This window comes from Desulfovibrio legallii (assembly GCF_900102485.1).
GTDB classification, from domain to species: Bacteria; Desulfobacterota; Desulfovibrionia; order Desulfovibrionales; family Desulfovibrionaceae; genus Desulfovibrio; species Desulfovibrio legallii_A.
In genome coordinates, this window is sequence record NZ_FNBX01000012.1 from 67,113 (window position 1) to 83,284 (window position 16,172).

Annotated in this window: 14 protein-coding genes; 9 read left to right on the forward strand and 5 right to left on the reverse strand. The window is 65.5% G+C overall.

Annotation, left to right across the window (positions count from 1 at the left end; translation table 11 throughout):
• Window positions 1-172: 172 nt before the first annotated feature.
• The 3 genes from trpB to uvrC all read left to right on the forward strand — a co-directional run bounded on the left by trpB (window position 173) and on the right by uvrC (window position 5,612).
• Window positions 173-1,387, forward strand: coding sequence for a tryptophan synthase subunit beta (gene trpB, locus BLS55_RS08380; RefSeq protein ID WP_092154259.1), 1,215 nt, complete (start codon window positions 173-175; stop codon window positions 1,385-1,387).
• Window positions 1,388-1,853: 466 nt separating this feature from the next.
• The gene (locus BLS55_RS08385) at window positions 1,854-3,428 is read left to right on the forward strand and encodes an outer membrane homotrimeric porin (protein ID WP_165450936.1); all 1,575 of its coding nucleotides are present in this window, start codon (window positions 1,854-1,856) and stop codon (window positions 3,426-3,428) included.
• A 90-nt stretch (window positions 3,429-3,518) separates the two neighbouring features.
• Entirely contained in the window at window positions 3,519-5,612 is a 2,094-nt protein-coding gene (uvrC, locus tag BLS55_RS08390) for an excinuclease ABC subunit UvrC (protein ID WP_092154261.1), read from the forward strand.
• 469 nt (window positions 5,613-6,081) lie between these two features.
• Here the strand turns inward: uvrC and ahpC are convergent, their stop codons facing one another.
• Window positions 6,082-6,648, reverse strand: coding sequence for an alkyl hydroperoxide reductase subunit C (gene ahpC, locus BLS55_RS08395; RefSeq protein ID WP_092154263.1), 567 nt, complete (start codon window positions 6,646-6,648; stop codon window positions 6,082-6,084).
• A 332-nt stretch (window positions 6,649-6,980) separates the two neighbouring features.
• Here ahpC and BLS55_RS08400 point away from each other — a divergent pair, with 332 nt between their 5' ends.
• Window positions 6,981-7,442 (forward strand): Fur family transcriptional regulator, encoded by a 462-nt coding sequence (locus BLS55_RS08400; RefSeq protein WP_092154265.1) that lies wholly within the window; start codon window positions 6,981-6,983, stop codon window positions 7,440-7,442.
• A gap of 454 nt (window positions 7,443-7,896) precedes the next feature.
• A complete protein-coding gene (locus tag BLS55_RS08405) occupies window positions 7,897-8,106 on the forward strand; it encodes a FeoB-associated Cys-rich membrane protein (RefSeq protein ID WP_092154267.1) in 210 nt (69 codons plus the stop codon).
• An 81-nt stretch (window positions 8,107-8,187) separates the two neighbouring features.
• On the opposite strand, the gene BLS55_RS11895 is transcribed toward BLS55_RS08405, so the two are convergent.
• From BLS55_RS11895 to BLS55_RS08420, 4 genes are all read right to left on the reverse strand, one after another.
• A complete protein-coding gene (locus BLS55_RS11895) occupies window positions 8,188-8,391 on the reverse strand; it encodes a hypothetical protein (RefSeq protein ID WP_143339537.1) in 204 nt (67 codons plus the stop codon).
• Window positions 8,392-8,569: 178 nt separating this feature from the next.
• Window positions 8,570-9,388 carry a phosphate ABC transporter permease PstA gene (gene pstA, locus BLS55_RS08410; protein WP_092154287.1) on the reverse strand — a complete coding sequence of 273 codons (819 nt, stop codon included), beginning with the start codon at window positions 9,386-9,388 and terminating at the stop codon, window positions 8,570-8,572.
• A gap of 137 nt (window positions 9,389-9,525) precedes the next feature.
• Window positions 9,526-10,416: a phosphate ABC transporter permease subunit PstC gene (pstC, locus tag BLS55_RS08415; RefSeq protein WP_092154269.1), complete on the reverse strand. Its 891-nt coding sequence runs from the start codon at window positions 10,414-10,416 to the stop codon at window positions 9,526-9,528.
• A gap of 163 nt (window positions 10,417-10,579) precedes the next feature.
• A complete protein-coding gene (locus BLS55_RS08420; protein ID WP_092154272.1) occupies window positions 10,580-11,398 on the reverse strand; it encodes a phosphate ABC transporter substrate-binding protein in 819 nt (272 codons plus the stop codon).
• A gap of 258 nt (window positions 11,399-11,656) precedes the next feature.
• Between BLS55_RS08420 and BLS55_RS08425 the strand changes: the two genes are divergently transcribed.
• The 4 genes from BLS55_RS08425 (at window position 11,657) to phoU (ending at window position 15,879) form a co-directional block, all read left to right on the forward strand.
• Entirely contained in the window at window positions 11,657-12,331 is a 675-nt protein-coding gene (locus tag BLS55_RS08425) for a response regulator (RefSeq protein ID WP_092154274.1), read from the forward strand.
• A 100-nt stretch (window positions 12,332-12,431) separates the two neighbouring features.
• Window positions 12,432-14,228 carry a HAMP domain-containing sensor histidine kinase gene (locus tag BLS55_RS08430; protein WP_092154275.1) on the forward strand — a complete coding sequence of 599 codons (1,797 nt, stop codon included), beginning with the start codon at window positions 12,432-12,434 and terminating at the stop codon, window positions 14,226-14,228.
• Window positions 14,225-14,980: a phosphate ABC transporter ATP-binding protein PstB gene (gene pstB / locus BLS55_RS08435; RefSeq protein WP_092154277.1), complete on the forward strand. Its 756-nt coding sequence runs from the start codon at window positions 14,225-14,227 to the stop codon at window positions 14,978-14,980. The genes BLS55_RS08430 and pstB overlap by 4 nt, the downstream gene beginning before the upstream one ends.
• Before the next feature lie 116 nt (window positions 14,981-15,096).
• A complete protein-coding gene (phoU, locus tag BLS55_RS08440; protein ID WP_092154279.1) occupies window positions 15,097-15,879 on the forward strand; it encodes a phosphate signaling complex protein PhoU in 783 nt (260 codons plus the stop codon).
• The last annotated feature ends 293 nt before the right edge of the window (window positions 15,880-16,172 follow it).

Genomic DNA, 16,172 nt, shown 5'->3' on the forward strand with positions numbered 1-16,172 from the left:
GACAGCCGCTTGCCCCGCGCGCCAGAATAATCTTTTACGCAAAGGGCGGTTATTGCAGGGCGCGGCACAGGAGCCGGGGCCGCCGCCCCCCGCACGCGCCCCTCCACACGGCGCGCGAGGGCAACGGAATGCGGCCTGTTGCCCGGAAACCTGAACGCAGCAAGGAGCAGGCATGAGCGAGCAATCCACCCCCGGCTTCAAGCCGGACAGCAAAGGCTTTTTCGGCGCGTACGGCGGCCAGTATGTGCCGGAGCCGGTCAAGGCGCGCCTGGACGAACTGAACCGCGCCATGGAGGCCGCCCAGGCCGATCCGGAATTCCAGCGGGAGCTGGACAGCCTTAACGAACACTTTGCGGGCCGCCCCAGCCCCGTGTTCCACTGCGCCAACCTGAGCCGCGAAGGCAAGGGCGCGCAGATCTGGCTTAAGCGCGAGGATCTGAACCACCTGGGCGCGCACAAAATCAACAATACCCTGGGCCAGTGCCTGCTGGCCAGGCGCATGGGCAAAAAGCGGGTCATCGCCGAAACGGGCGCGGGCCAGCACGGCGTGGCCACGGCGGCCAGCGCGGCCCTTATGGGGCTGGAGTGCACCATCTGCATGGGCGAAGTGGATATGGAGCGCCAGCACCTCAACGTGGTGCGCATGCAGATGCTGGGCGCGCGGGTGGTGGCGGCCAGAAGCGGCCAGCGCACCCTCAAGGAAGCCGTGGACGAAGCGCTGGAGCTCTGGGTCAACGACCCGGAGATGTTCTATGTGCTAGGCTCGGCCGTGGGGCCGCACCCGTATCCTTATATAGTGCGCGTCTTCCAGTCGGTTATCGGCCGGGAGGCCCGGGCCCAGATGCTGCGCGAGACGGGCCGCCTGCCCGACGCCTGCCTGGCCTGCGTGGGCGGCGGCTCCAACGCCATCGGACTGTTCGCCGGATTTTTGCAGGACGCGGCAGTCAAACTCATCGGCGTGGAGCCCGGCGGGCGCGGCACAGGCTACGGCCAGCACGCGGCCTCCCTTTGCCTGGGCGAGCCGGGGGTGCTGCACGGCTTTAATTCTTATATGATCAAGGACGCCAAGGGCGAAGCCGGGGAGGTCTACTCCATCTCCGCAGGGCTGGACTATCCCTCGGTGGGGCCGGAGCACGCCCTGCTTAAGGATACGGGCCGCGCCAGTTATGTGAGCGTGACGGACCAGGAAGCCCTGGACGCCTTTTTCGCCCTCTCCCGCCACGAGGGCATCATCCCGGCGCTGGAATCCTCCCATGCTCTGGCCCAGGCCCTCAAAATGGCCCCCACCCTGCCGCCCGAGGCCATCCTGCTGGTCAACCTCTCCGGCCGGGGCGACAAGGATGTGGCCCAGGTGGCGGCCCTGAGCGCGGGCAAGGCCAGCGCGTGACGCCGCGGCTGGGGACCTGGCGGGAGAGCGCCGGCATGGCGTCGCCGCGCGTTGTTCCCGCGGCCAGGGCCCCCTGGCGGGAAAACGCCGACCGCAGGGCGGACCAGCGCCGCGTGCACCGCGCGGCGGCGTCACCAGATTGACGCGGAAAAAATTTTAAACCGCCGCGCAAAACCGGGCTGACGGGCCCCTGACGGGGAAATGCGGCAAAAAATTCCTGTCCCTGGCCCGCCGCCGCCCCGGCCCCCAAAAAAACTTTTTCTCTAAAAAGAATTTAATACGATGATTTTTCGATAAAATTTCCGGGGCAGGGTCGGAAGGGGGCCGAGGGGTAAAAATTTTTGCACGATTCCGCTTGCAAAGTGCACGGGGCTTGCATATATTCTCACCGAAGCGGGAAACCGCTCCACAGGCGTTTGCAGTGAAACCCATGTCCCATGCGGGGCAAAAGAAAGGAAGGTTAACCATGAAAAAGATCGCTACTCTTCTGTTGGCGGCCGGGCTTGTGTTCGGCGCTGCCACGGGCGCCAGCGCCATCGACTTCAAGGCGAAGGGCCAGTGGATCATGAGCTTTGACTACGGCCAGAACGGCGGCTTCACCGGCGGCAACGGCCAGACCGGCTTTAATGGGGTCAAGGGCGGCCGCTACGCCAATGAAGACGAATTTGAGGCCAAGCAGCGCGTGCGCCTGCAGTTGGACGCCGTGGCCTCCGAAGCCCTGTCCGGCACCGTGTTCTTTGAAATCGGCGATCAGACCTGGGGCAAAAATAAACAGGGCGGCGCGCTGGGCGCTGACGGCCAGGTTGTGGAAGTGAAGAACGCCTACATCGACTGGATGGTGCCCCAGACTGACCTGAAGGTGCGCATGGGCATCCAGGGCCTGGCCCTGCCCAGCTTCACCACCAATGCCAGCAGCGTGCTGAACGACGACGTGGCCGCCGTGGTGGCCTCCTACCAGTTCAACGAGAACGTGGGCCTCTCCGCTTTCTGGGCGCGCCCCTACAACGACAACTTCTCCGACAAGGACTACCGTAACGGCACCCGCAACAACTACATGGACAATGTGGACCTTGTTGCCTTGCTGTTGCCCCTGACCTTTGACGGCGTGAAGGTGACCCCCTGGGCCATGTACGCCGGCATCGGCCCCAACGCCTTCCGCACCAGCGACGGCAACTTCGCCGACCCCACCAGCAGCACCAGCAGCTCAACCTACGGCAACGCCTATCGGAACCTCGCTTCTGGCATGCTGCCCGTGGGCGGCGCGCTCCACAAGGACGGCACGCCTGACGGCAAGGGCCTGTTTGAATACGGCAACGCCATCTGGGCGGGCGTGACCGGCGACGTGACCATGTTTGATCCCTTCCGCATCGCGTGGGATTTCAACTACGGCTCCGTGACCTATGACGACAGCCGCCTGAACCGCGCCGGCTGGCTGGCCTCTCTGCTCTTTGAATACAAGCTGGATTGGGGCGTTCCCGGCCTGTACGGCTGGTACGGCTCCGGCGACGACAACAACCCGGCCAACGGTTCCGAGCGCATGCCTACCCTGCACGCCAACGGCAACAACGAGTTCTCCAACTTCGCCCTCAACGGCAACCCCTATATCGCCCGTGAAGCCATCCTGAGCGACTCCATGACCGGCACCTGGGGCATCGGCGTGCGCGTCAAGGACGTGAGCTTCGTGGAGAACCTGAAGCACACCCTGCGCTTGAACGTCATGGGTGGCACCAACAGCACCACCATGGCCAAGCGGTATCTGCGCAGCAGCGCCAGCAGCCGCGCAGATGTCTATGACGGCGCCAATGCCTACGGCGTGGGTATGGATCCCCTGTACCTGACCACCAACGACACCGCCATGGAAGTGGGCCTGACCAACAGCTACAAGATGTACGAAAACTTCACCGTCTTCCTGGACGCCGCGTACATCGCCACCTGGCTGGATCAGTCCGACTCCGTGTGGGGCGACAGCAAGCTGAACGGCAAGAGCGATCAGGTGCGTGACCCCTGGAACGTGAACCTGAGCTTCGTGTACTCCTTCTAAGAGCGCACGCGCTTACAGAGCCTATAAGGGGGAAGCCGCAAGGCTTCCCCCTTTGCGTCCCTCGCCATTTCCTCCCCCAGCCCGCCGCCCATGCAGAAGCCCGACCCCGCCAGCATCCCCACGGCCCCCGGCGTGTACCTGTACAAGGACGCGCGCGGCCGCGTCATCTATGTGGGCAAGGCCCGCGTGCTGCGCCGCCGGGTGCTTTCCTATTTCCGGCCCGATGGCCTGCCCGCCAAAACCCTGGCCATGCTCTCCCACGCCGCCACGCTGGACTACCTCACCACCACCACGGAAAAAGAGGCCCTCCTGCTGGAGGCCAGCCTGATCAAAAAGCACCGGCCCCACTACAACATCGTGCTGCGCGACGACAAGCAGTACGTGCTTTTTCGCTGCAACCTGCGCCACCCCTTTCCCCGGCTGGAAATTGTCCGCCAAGCCCGGCGGGACGGCGCGCGCTACTTCGGCCCCTTCACTTCCGCCCTGGCCGCGCGCGAAACCTGGAAGCTGCTGCACCGCGCCTTTGCCCTGCGCCGCTGTACGGACAAGGCCATGAAAAACCGGGTGCGCCCCTGCCTTTACCACTTCATGGGCCAGTGCCCGGCCCCCTGCATGGGCCTGGTGACCCCGCAGGAATACAACGCCCGCGTGCGCCAGGTCTGCGATCTGCTGGAGGGCCGCTCCGCCGAGCTGCTGCGCCGGCTGCAGGCGGGCATGGAACAAGCCGCCGAAGCCCTGGAATTTGAACGCGCCGCCCTGCTCCGCGACCAGATCCGCGCCGTGGAGCGCACGGTGGAGCGGCAGGCCGCCGTGCTGCCCGGCGGCGGCGACATGGACGCCCTGGGCCTGGCCCCGGGCGAGCGCGGCCTGGCCCTGGGCCTGGTCTTTGTGCGCAACGGGGCCGTGACCGACGGCCGGGCCTTCTACTGGCCGGGCCTGAGCTTTGAGGACGCCCCGGAACTGCTCTGGTCCTTCCTCTCTCAGTACTACAGCCAGGTCACGCCGCCGCCGCGCGTGCTGCTGCCCTGGCTGCCGCCAGATCTGGAAGCGGACCCCGCAACTGCCCCGCACAACGCGGAGCCCCCCACCGTTGCGCTCCCGGATGCCCCCCCAGATTCCGCGCCGGACGCCGCGCTGAATGTCGCCCCAGACGCCGCGCCGGACGCTGGGCCGCAGCCCATGCCCGCCCAGCAGGCACCTTCCAGGGAGGACCACGCCGCGGCTCCCACTACCCCCAACGCAGTCCCCGCATCCGCAGCTGCCCCCACTGCCGCGGCGGCCGCAGTTTCCGCCACCCCCGCCGCCCGCGCGGCCTGCAGCGAACGCGAGCTGCTGGAGCAGACTCTGAGCGACCGCCGCAACGGCCCCGTACGCCTGGTGGCCCCGCAAAACGCCGGGGACAACCGCCTGGTGGACCTGGCCCAGGGCAACGCCCGGGAGGAGGCCCACCGTCAGGAACGCGGCGGCGCGCAGGATATCCTTGCCCGCCTGGGCGCGGCCCTGCACCTGCCCGGCCCGCCCCGCCGCCTGGAATGCGTGGACGTCTCCCACACCGGCGGCAAACAAACCCGCGTGGGCCTGGTGGTCTTTGAGGACGGCCGCCCCGAACGCGGCCAGTACCGCAACTACGCCATGCCCGACAGCGGGGACGACTACGCCACCCTCCACGCCTGGGTGGCCCGCCGTCTGGAAAGCGGCCCGCCCTGGCCCGATCTGCTGCTTATCGACGGCGGCCGCGGCCAGCTCCATACCGTGCAGCGCGCCCTGCGCGAAGCCGGGCGCGCTGCCCTCTTCCCCCTGGCGGCCATCGCCAAGGCCCGCGACGACGCCGGCCACGCTGACCGCCGCGCCGGCAACATTGCCGACCGCATCTTTACCCCAGAGCGTGTCAACCCCCTGCCCCTGCGCGAAGGCAGCCCGGAGCTCCTCTTCCTGCAAAACGTGCGCGATACGGCCCACCGCTTCGTCATCGGCCGCCACCGCCGCGCCCGGCGCGGCGCGGCCCTCTCCGGTGAGCTCATGCGCCTGCCCGGCATCGGCCCCGCCACCGCCCGCCTGCTCTGGGACCACTTCGGCAGCGTGGAAGCCATGCGCGCCGCCTCCCTGGATGACCTGCGCCGCCTGCCTGGCATCGGCCCCGCCAAGGCCGCCCTGCTCCTGCAAAAACTGGCGGATCTGCAATAACTGGGGGGGGAAGGATGGATGCTGTTTTGTGGGGGAAGGGAAACTTTTGTGAACAAAAGTTTCCCCTCCCCCACGCCCCCACCCCTTCAAAAAACTTTTCTTCCCTCAGGAAACACGTAAGACGTACCCTGGCCGGGTCCGAATGCCTGCAAAGCCCGGCGGCCGCGTCCCCTTCTTCATAACTACCGCTGCCTTCCCCCGGAAGTTGAGCGCGGCATAAAGGGGCGCGGGGAGCGCAGCGAGCAGCCCCAGCCGCGCCGACCATAGCCGGGCTGTCTGGAAAAGCAGGGGGTTATGGGGGGGGTGGGGGGTCTAAGGGGGGACGCAGTCCCGCCCTTGACCCCCCACAAAAAAAGCAAGCATTCAGAGAACAAAAGCTCCCGGTTCACGGGCCCTGCCATTGCGGCACACGCCCCTGAACCGGGAGAACCTTGTCACGCCAAACCAGAGGAAGGCGCAAAGCGCCCGCTTACAACTTGCCCACCAGATCCAGCCCCGGCTTCAGCGTGGCCTTGCCCGGCTTCCAGCGGGCGGGGCAAACCTGATCGCCGTGTTCAGCCACAAACTGGGCGGCCTCCAGCTTGCGCAGCAGCTCCTCCACGTTCCGGCCGATGCTGGTATCGTGGATTTCATAGGCTTTGATCACCCCATCGGGGTTAATGACAAAACTGCCGCGCAGCGCCTGGCCAGCCCCCTCAATCATCACGCCGAAAGCGCGCGAAAGCTCACCCGCGCAGTCCGCCAGCATGGGGTACCGGATCTTGGCAATGTTGGGCGAGGCGTCGGCCCAGGCCTTGTGCACAAAGGCGCTGTCCGTGGAGACGGAATAGATTTCGCAGTTAAGTTTCTTGAAGGCCGCGTAATTCTCGGCCAGGTCTTCCAGCTCCGTGGGGCAGACAAAAGTAAAGTCCGCCGGGTAAAAAAACACCACGGACCAGTGCCCCTGCATATCCGCATCGGTCACGGCCTTCAGTTCCCCGGCCTGATAGGCCTGCACGCTGAACGGAGCCACCTTTTTGTTAATCAGATTTTCCATACTGCTGTCCTTATCCGGCGGAGCGTCCGCTCCGGCAAAGGGTGTACGTCGTACCTTTTTGAAAACAGTATTCAGTACTGTTATAAAGGTCAAGTCCACGCCGCAGGAAAACACGGCTTTTTTGTAGACGCGGGCTGCGGCGGCGGCAAGCCTTTCACGGCCCCAGGCAAAGCGTGAGGAGACGGCCGCGCCGGGCCCTTGCGTTGCTTTTTGGCAAGTTTTGAGGCAGTATGGCAAAAGCGCGGATATTCCCAAACCGTCACGCTATCTTGCCCGGTTTCGTCTGGCAGCCCCGCGCGCCGTCAGTCCGCTTCCGGGAGCAGGCGTACATTATGACAGCAAAATTGAGGACCGTGGGCCTGCCGGAATTTCTGGACTTCATGAACCGCAAGGGCCTGAACACCACCTCGCAGCGGCGGACCATTGCCGAAGCGTTTTTTGAGCTGCCCGGCCACCATTCGCTGGAAGAGTTCTACCAGCACATTCTGCAGCGCGATCCCGGCATCGGCCAGACCACCGTCTACCGCACGCTCAAGTTGCTCTGCGACGCGGGCCTGGCCCTGGAAATCCACTTCAGCGACGGCATCACTCGCTATGAAGTAGCCAAGCCGGACAGCCACCACGACCACCTGGTCTGCCTCGGCTGCGGCAAAATTGTGGAGATCTGCGACCCCCGCATTGAAAAACTGCAACGCAAACTGGCCGAAAAATACGGCTTCAAACTGCGGGGCCACGTCCACAACCTCTACGGCCTCTGCGCCGAGTGCCGGGCCAAGGCGGCGGAAGAGCTCTGATCCCCCCTGCCCCCTCCGGCCCGCGCTGCGGCCGGCCGCAAACGCGCCGCCGGAACGCCCCTCCCGCTGCGCGCCGCAGCGCGCCCTCAGAACAGATTGCCTTTGCGCATCTGCATTCTTAAAGGTTCCGACACGCCCGTTCCGGCGCTTACCAGCGCAAATGCTTGCGCTTGCGCTTGCGCTCCACGGCGCGCGGCTGCTCACGCAGCCGCTACGGCACGGCAGCACTGCAGCGCCGCAGCCCAGCCTGAACGCCCCACCCGCCGCGCGCGCCTCCGCTCGGCGCAGGCCGGCGGTTCCAGCGGTCGCCCCCACGGCCTGCCCCAACAAGGACCACTGCCGAAGATTTTTGCCCAAAAGAACTTGACTTTCATTTTCCAAAGCCCCATCTTCTTGGCAGACAAACGCGGCTGCGCGGCGCATTTCGCGACGCCGCCGCGCAAGGTGAAAGCGTATGGACATTCAACTTGCGATTATTATTCTTTGCGTTCTGGCGGCTCTGTTCTTTATCGTCCGGCGCATGCGCCGCGCTGTGCGCAGCGGCCAGTGCGGCTGCGGCTGCGATGGCTGCAGCCCCAAGGACAATGCCTGCAGCTGCGGCGGGCAGGCCGAAATCAAGCCCCTACACGCTGAAGATGCGGCCCCCAAAACCAAAACCCCTTAGAGCAGATTATCTTTGAGAACAGGCATTCTCAAAGTTTACGGCACGCTTGTTTCGGCGCTTAACAGCGCAAACATATTGCGCTTACGCCGCCACGGCGCGAGGCTGCTCACGCAGCCGCCAGGGCATTGCAGTGTTGCAATGCCGTAAGTAACCGCTCTTGAAAATTGCGTTCTCAAGGGCAGGCAATACGTCCTTCCCGGCGTTTCGCCGCGCAGCAAAGCGGCGCTTGCGCTTTTGTGAGGGGCGGCCGCGCGGCCCGAAGCGCGGCGGTTGCAGCGTTTTCATGCCGTCTTCTTTCCCATGCCCCCTCCTCCCGTTTCCCTCCAGGGGAACGGATATGCGAACCCCCGGCCAGAAGCCGGGGGTTTTCTGTTGCGGTCTGCCGCCCGTCGGCAGCAAACACGCGCTGCCTGTGCGAACTGCGCGAAAATTTCGGGCGCGCCCGCGGGGAAGGGGCGCCCCTTCAGGCCCGCTTTTGCAGGCGGTCACGCAGGATGATGGCCAGCAGGTTCATGCCCAGCACCAGCAACAGCAGTACCAGGCCCGTGCCGTACTGCAAGGGGCGGGTCTTCTCAATTTCCGTGCCCGCCGTGGCCAGCACATACATGTGGTACGGCAGGGCCATGACCGCGCTGAACACGGAATCGGGCGTGCGCGGGGTATAGAACACGGCGGCGGTGAACATGATGGCCGCCGTTTCGCCCGCCGCGCGGGCCACGCCCAGAATGGCCCCCGTAAGCATGCCCGGCAGCGCACAGGGCAGCACCACCCGGGCGATAGTCTGGGATTTGGCGGCCCCCAGGGCCAGGGAGGCCTCGCGGTAAGTATCCGGCACGTTGCGCAGGGCTTCCTCCGCGGTGCCGATGATCACCGGCAGGGTCAGCACAGCCAGGGTCAGCACGCCCGAAAGAATGCTCACCCCAAACCCGCAGAAGGTAACGAAAAACGAAAGCCCGAACAGGCCAAAGACCACCGAGGGCACCCCGGCCAGGTTGTTAACGCCCAGGCGCACATAGCGGGCGAAGGGGCTGCGCCCCGCGTACTCGTGCAGATACACGGCCGAGGCCACGCCCAGAGGGAAGGCCAGCAGCAGCGAACCCAAAGAAAGGATGGCCGTGCCCACAATGCAGGGCCAGATGCCCCCTTCGGTCATCATGTTGCGGGGCGGCTGGGTAAGGAACTCCCAGCTCAGGGCGGGCAGGCCGTTGCGCAGCAAAAAGGCGCACACGCCGAGCAGAGCCAGCACGTTGCAGGCGGCCACGGCGCGCAGCAGCCAGAACATGACGGTCTGCCGACGGGCCCGCCGCCGTCCGCTGGCGGGCAGGCGCAGGCCGGACGGCGGCGGGATGGGCGTGCCGCCCTGGGGCGCGGGCGTCACTGTGGGGGCAGGAAGGGAGGAGGACATGGAAATTCCCCTTATTACAGGCTGGAGGTGCCGGCCTGGCGGTGTTTTTCAGCAATGTGCCCGGCCAGCACGTTGAAGGCCAGGGTCAGAAAAAAGAGCACCATGCCGATGGCGAACAGGGCGTGGTAGTGCTCGCTGCGGAAGGGGGCTTCGGCCATTTCCGCAGCTATGGAGGCGGGCATGGGCCGCACGGGATCCAGCAGAGACGTGGGCAGGATGGCCGCGCCGCCCGCCACCATGAGCACCACCATGGTCTCGCCGATAGCGCGGGACATGCCCAGCATCACCGCCGTGCCGATGCCCGAAAGAGCGGCGGGCACCACTACGCGCACCGTGGTCTGCCAGCGGGTAGCCCCCAGGGCCAGGGAGGCCTCGCGCAGGTCGCGCGGCACGCTGTAAAGGGCGTCTTCAGAGACGGAGCAGATGGTGGGCACGCTCATGAGGGCCAGCACCAGGGAGGCGTTGAGCAGATTGAGGCCCGATGCCGCGCCCAGGGCGTCTTGCAGGAAAGGGGCCAGCACCACCATGCCCAGAAAACCCAGCACCACAGAAGGCAGGGCCGCCAGCAGCTCCACAAAAGGCTTGACCAGGCGGCGTACGCCCGGGTGGGCAATCTCCGTCAGGTACACGGCTGTGAGCACGCCCAGGGGCACGGCCAGCAGGGACGAAAACAACGTCACCGCCAGGGAGGCCGCCAGCAGCGGAAAGATGCCGAACAGGCCGGGCTCTTCCGTGGGGTACCAGAGTTTGCCGAACAAAAAATCCAGGAAGGAGTATTCGCTGAACAGCGGCACGCCCTCCATGAACAAAAACAGCACAATGCCGCCCAGGGCCAGCAGCGAACTGCCTGCCAGGACGGCCAACGCATGCCGTACCAGATTTTCCCGCATTGCCGTGGAGCGCATGGCCCCTCCCCTTCCAGAGCATATGCCTTTGAGAAAAGTCTTCGCAAAGGTTTGTTGGTCTTTTGCCGCCTTGCGGCCGCCTGCCGCCCGATGCCCGGCCGACGGCGGGGCCCCGCTCACCGCAAGGCCCCCCACGGGGCGCTGCCGCCCCGCGCCGCCGTCCTTATTTGCTCAGGGGCACATAGCCCACTTCCTGCACGTTCTTCTGGCCTTTGCCGGGATCCAGCAGGTAGGTCACAAAGTCTTTCGCGCTGCCGGCAGGCGCGCCGTTGGTGAAGATGTAGAGCTCCCGCGCGATGGGCCACTGCTTGGAAAGCGCGGTCTGGGCGTTGGCCGTCACCTTGTTGACCGTAAGCCCCTTGGTGGACTTGTCCACATACCCAAGGCCGATGTAGCCGATGGCGTTCTTATTCTTGGAAACGGCCTGCACCACCGCGCCGTTGGAGGCCTGCATAAGGGCCGTGGGGCTAACGCGCTGCTTCTTCATGATCATTTCTTCCCAGCACTCAAAGGTGCCGGAAGAGGTGTCGCGCGAGATGACCACGATTTTGGCGTCCGCGCCGCCCAGGTCCTTCCAGTTGGTGATCTTGCCGGTGTAGATGTCACGCAGCTGGTCCACGGTCAGGCCGCTCACGGGGTTGGCGGGGTTGACCACGGGCACGATGGCGTCCACGGCGATGGCCGTGCGCTGCGGGTTCACGCCGTTCTTTTTGGCGGCGTCCACTTCCTTGCCCTTGATGTCGCGCGAGCTCATGGCGATATCGCACTGCTTTTCAATCAGGGCCTTGAGACCGTTGCCGGAACCGTCGCCGGAGATGCTCAGCTCCACATCAGGATGCGCAGCCATAAAGGCCTCGCCCGCCTTCTGCACCACGGGCAGCACCGTGGTGGAACCATTGATGACAACCTGTTTGGCCGCGAAGGCCGGGGCGCTCAGGCTCAGCAGGGCCAGGGCCAGAACCAGCTTTTTGCCGATGGACATGAATTTGCTCCTTTGTTGCACAGGGTTGTTCGCACTGTTCCGGGCGGGCCGTTGCCCGCCGCGTTTCCCTTTTGGCCCGCCTCTGTTACAGAATGATGACGGAACGCAGAACACTGCGTGAAACCGCGCAAGCCCCTGCCCTGCCGCGCAAAACGCCATTGTCGGCCCTCTGTGACGTCTGTCACGCAATTGTCACGCAGCCACCACACGCCTGGCGCAAAACAGCGTTGCACTGGGTCCGAAAAAAGGGAAAAAGTCATGCAGCAGATACTTGTGGTAGAAGACGAAGCCGACATCCGCGAATTGTTGCGCTTTAATCTGGAGCGCGAGGGCTTCGGCGTGCTGGAAGCCGCCGATGGCCCGCAGGCCCTGGAGCTGGCCCGCCGCCACATCCCGGCTCTGGTCCTGCTGGACGTCATGCTGCCGGGCATCGACGGCTTTGAAGTCTGCCGCCGCCTGGGCGCGCAGGCGGAAACGGCCCACATCCCCATCCTCATGCTCACGGCCCGGGGCGAAGAAATGGACCGCGTGGTGGGCCTGAGCCTGGGCGCGGACGATTATGTGGTCAAACCCTTCAGCGTGCGCGAGCTCATGCTCCGGGTGCGGGCCGTGCTGCGCCGCGGCGGGCGCGAGGGCCAGAACCCCGTGCTGGAACGTCACGGCATCCGCCTGCGCACGGACGCCCACACCGCCGAGGCGGAGGGCTGCGCCCTCAACCTCACGGCAACGGAATTCCGTCTGCTGGAAGACCTGTTGCGCCACGCAGGCACGGTGCGCACCCGCGAGCAACTGCTCAACAAGGTCTGGGGCTACTCCTTTGAAGGCTACGCCCGCACCGTGGATACCCATGTGCGCCGCCTGCGCGCCAAGCTGGGCCCCGCCGCCCCCTTGCTGGAAACCGTGCGCGGCGTGGGCTATCGGATCAAAGAATAGCCCGGAGCTGACAAAAAACGACGGCTCCCCCGCGCGGCCCTGGCCGCGGAGGCCGCTTTGAACCGCCCTTGAGGCACAACCCTGCAACCCGGTGAAACAGATGTTTTCTTTCAGAACCCGCATCTTCGGCGGCATGCTTGCCGTGGCCCTGGTGGTGGCAGGCATGGCCGTATTTATGGGCCGGTCCTGGTTTGAGCAGGGCCAGCTGGAGGCCGCGCGCCAGCGCCTGCTGCGCGAGACGGCCCTGGCCGCCGCCCTGTTGGAACAGCTGGGACCGGACCCGGCCAGCCTGCCGCGCCTGGCGCGCATCCTCAAACTGCCGGAAGAGCGCCTTACCCTCACCGACGCCCAGGGCGACGTGCTGGCCGATACCGCCCCCGGCGCGCAGCCCGTGGAGCGGCTGGACAACCACGCCGACCGCCCGGAAATCCGCGCGGCCCTTGCGGGCGAGCCCGGCTTTGCCCTGCGGCCCAGCGGCACCCTGGGCACGGACATGGCCTATGCCGCCGCGCCCGTGGTCGACGGCCGCGTGCTGCGGGTGGCCGTGCCCCTGGACCATCTGCGCCAGGATATCGACAACCGGGCCGCCTTCTTCACCCGTCTGGGCCTGGCGGCGCTGGTGCTCTCTCTACTGCTGGCGGGCTTTCTCTCCGGAGCGCTGCGCCGCTCGCTGGATCAGATGGTGGCCGTGGTGGAGGCTATCTCTCTGGGCCACTTTCAGCGCAGGCTGCGGCGCATCCCAGGCCGGGAGTTCGCCCCCCTGGCCCAGGCCGTCAACCGCATGGCCGAAAACATTGAGGAACACATCCGCGCCGCCGCGGAGCAGACCGCCCAACTGGAGTGCGTGCTGGAAACCATGAGCGACGGCGTGCTGGTGCTGGGGCCGCGCGGCCGCATCCGCCGCTGCAACCGCGCCCTGGCCAGGCGCTTTCCGCAGGCCGCCGCGGCCCAGGGCGCGCCGGTGGTGGAGGTCATCCCCTCCCCCGCCCTGCAGGAGGCTGTGGACGCCCTCATGGCCGAACCGGAAAAAACGGACGAGGCCACAGCGGCCAAGAGCCGCCGCCAACGCTACCTGCATCTGGAGCTGCCCTCGGGCGAGGTCATGTCCGTCTGCCTTTCCCGGCCTTCCGGCCAGGAGGACGGGCAGGTTCCCACGGGCGTGGGTGCCGTGGCCGTATTCCACGACATCACGGAGCTCATGCGCCTGGAGCGCGTGCGCCGCGACTTTGTGGCCAACGTTTCTCACGAGCTGCGCACGCCCCTTACGGCCATCCAGGGCTATGCGGAAACCCTCATGAATATGGACCTGCCGCCCCAGTGCCGTCGCTTCGGCGAAATCATCCTCAAACACGGTCAGAGTCTTTCGCGCATGGTGGAGGATCTGCTCTCCCTGGCCCGCCTGGAAGGCAAGGACGGCAGCCTGGAGCTCACGCCCGTGGACCCGCGCGAAGCCCTGAACCAGGCCGCGGCCCAATGCCGCGAAGCCCTGGACGCGCGCCGCTGCACGGTGGAGGTCAGCATCCCCGAAGATTGCCGGGTCATGGCCAGCCTTGCCCACCTGACCCAGGTCTTCCGCAATCTGCTGGAAAACGCGGCCCGCTTCACGCCGGAAGGCGGCGTCGTCCGCGTCAACGCACGGGAAGAAAACGGCACGGCGGTCTTCCGCGTGGTGGACGATGGCCCGGGCATCCCCAGGGCGGACCTGGAGCGCATTTTTGAGCGCTTCTATCAGGTGGAACGGCACCGGGGTCAGGCCAGCACCGGGCTGGGCCTGGCCATCTGCAAGCATATCATAGAACGGCACGGCGGCCATATCCGGGCGGAAAGCCCGGCTCAGGACGGCAGCACGGCCCTGGTCTTCACCCTTACATCCGTTCACGGAGCGGCACACTCATGAAGGAAGCACTGCTGACGCGCAAGGTCAGTGTTTTTTACGGGCAGAACAAAGCCCTGCACGACGTCAATCTGGAATTCCCCCCCAGCCGGGTTACGGCGCTTATCGGCCCCTCCGGCTGCGGCAAATCCACCTTTCTGCGCTGCCTCAACCGCATGAACGACCTGGTGCCCGGCGCGCGCGTGGAAGGCGAGATTCTGCTGGACGGCCAGGACGTGAACCGCCCGGACACGGACGTGGTTTCCCTGCGCTGCAAGGTGGGCATGGTCTTTCAGAAGCCCAATCCCTTTCCTAAAACCATTTACGAAAACGTGGCCTACGGCCTGCGCGTCAACGGCCTGCGCGATGAAAGCCTCATTGCCGAAAAAGTGGAGCTTTCCTTACGCCGGGCGGCCATTTTTGAAGAAGTGAAGGACCGCCTCCAGGCCCCGGCCCTGGGGCTTTCCGGCGGGCAGCAGCAGCGCCTGTGCATCGCCCGCGCCCTGGCCGTGGAGCCCGAAGTGCTGCTTATGGACGAACCCGCCAGCGCCCTGGACCCCATCGCCACTCAGAAAATAGAAGAAAGCATCCGCGAGCTGCGCCAGTCTCTGTGTATCATCATCGTCACCCACAACATGCAGCAGGCGGCCCGCGTCTCGGACTACACGGCCTTTTTCTACATGGGCAAGCTCATCGAGCACAACACCACGGACAGCATGTTCACCCGGCCAGCCAAAAAACAGACCGAGGACTATATCACCGGCCGCTTCGGCTAGGCGCGCCGCCCATGTCGCCCATGCCGCCCTGAAGCCGCGCCCTCGTACACCCCAAGCGCAAGCCCGGACGTCGCACGGCTGCACAATTATCATGCTCTAGGAAGAAGGATTTTTATATGCAACAGGAAGTCAACTACTTGCAGCAATTGCTGGCCACCCTGCGCACCCGGCTGCTGGTCATGGCCGCCAGTGTGGGCATCGCTCTGGAAGAAGCGGGCAAAGCCCTGGCCGCCAATGATCCCGGCAGAGCCACGGCCGTTATGGAAAGCGATGCCGCCATCGACGCCCTGGAAAACGAAATTGATGAAATGGCCCTGCAACTGCTGGCCCGCACCCAGCCCGTGGCCGGCGACCTGCGCTTTGTGGTCAGCGCCCTGCGCATGGTGGTGGACCTGGAACGCATCGGCGACGAAGCCGTGAGCGTGGCCGAACAGGCTGTGCTTATGCAGGATACGCCGGGCTGCGCCGTCATTCCGCAGGTGCTGCCCATGTTCCAGCGCGCCCGCGACGCATATGAACAGGCCGTGCGGGTATTTCGCGAAAACCGCGCCGACGAGGCCCTGCAGATGATCCACGGCGACGGCGAAGCCCTGCAGTGCGAGGTACGCATCATCCAGGGCATCATGGAACGCCTTTCCGACCCGGCCTCTGGCCTCAAGCCGCCCCTGGCCATGCACATTATTCTCATCACCCGCTCGCTCACGCGCATCTGGCGGCGCTCTATCAATATTGCGGAACACGTCTATTTCATCAGCCAGGGTGAAAGCCTCAAACACAACAAGCTCGACGATAAAACGACCGCACCCGCGCCCCTGGCCGCCGAGATGGATGCGGCAGCAGCGGGGGACGGGGCAGCCGCAGCGCAGAAAGCGCCCGCTGTGGACGAGGATGCGGAATAGAAAACGGACGCGGGGCCGGAATGCGCCCGTTGGGCCTGCCGGCAGGTGTAGCAGTTCAGACAGGATCTGACAGTGGGCTCCGTTTTGGCGGCTCGGCCGCTAGCCTGGGCTGTGGGTATGCAGCAAGCCGGTTTCAACCCACGCCCCCGCGAAGGGGGCGACGTCAGGGCTGTTTCCAACATGCCTTTGTCCACCGGTTTCAATCCACGCCCCCGCGAAGGGGGCGACGTGCCCGGCTCCAGGTCACGCAGTGGCGGGCAAGTTTCAATCCACGCCCCCGCGAAGGGGGCGAC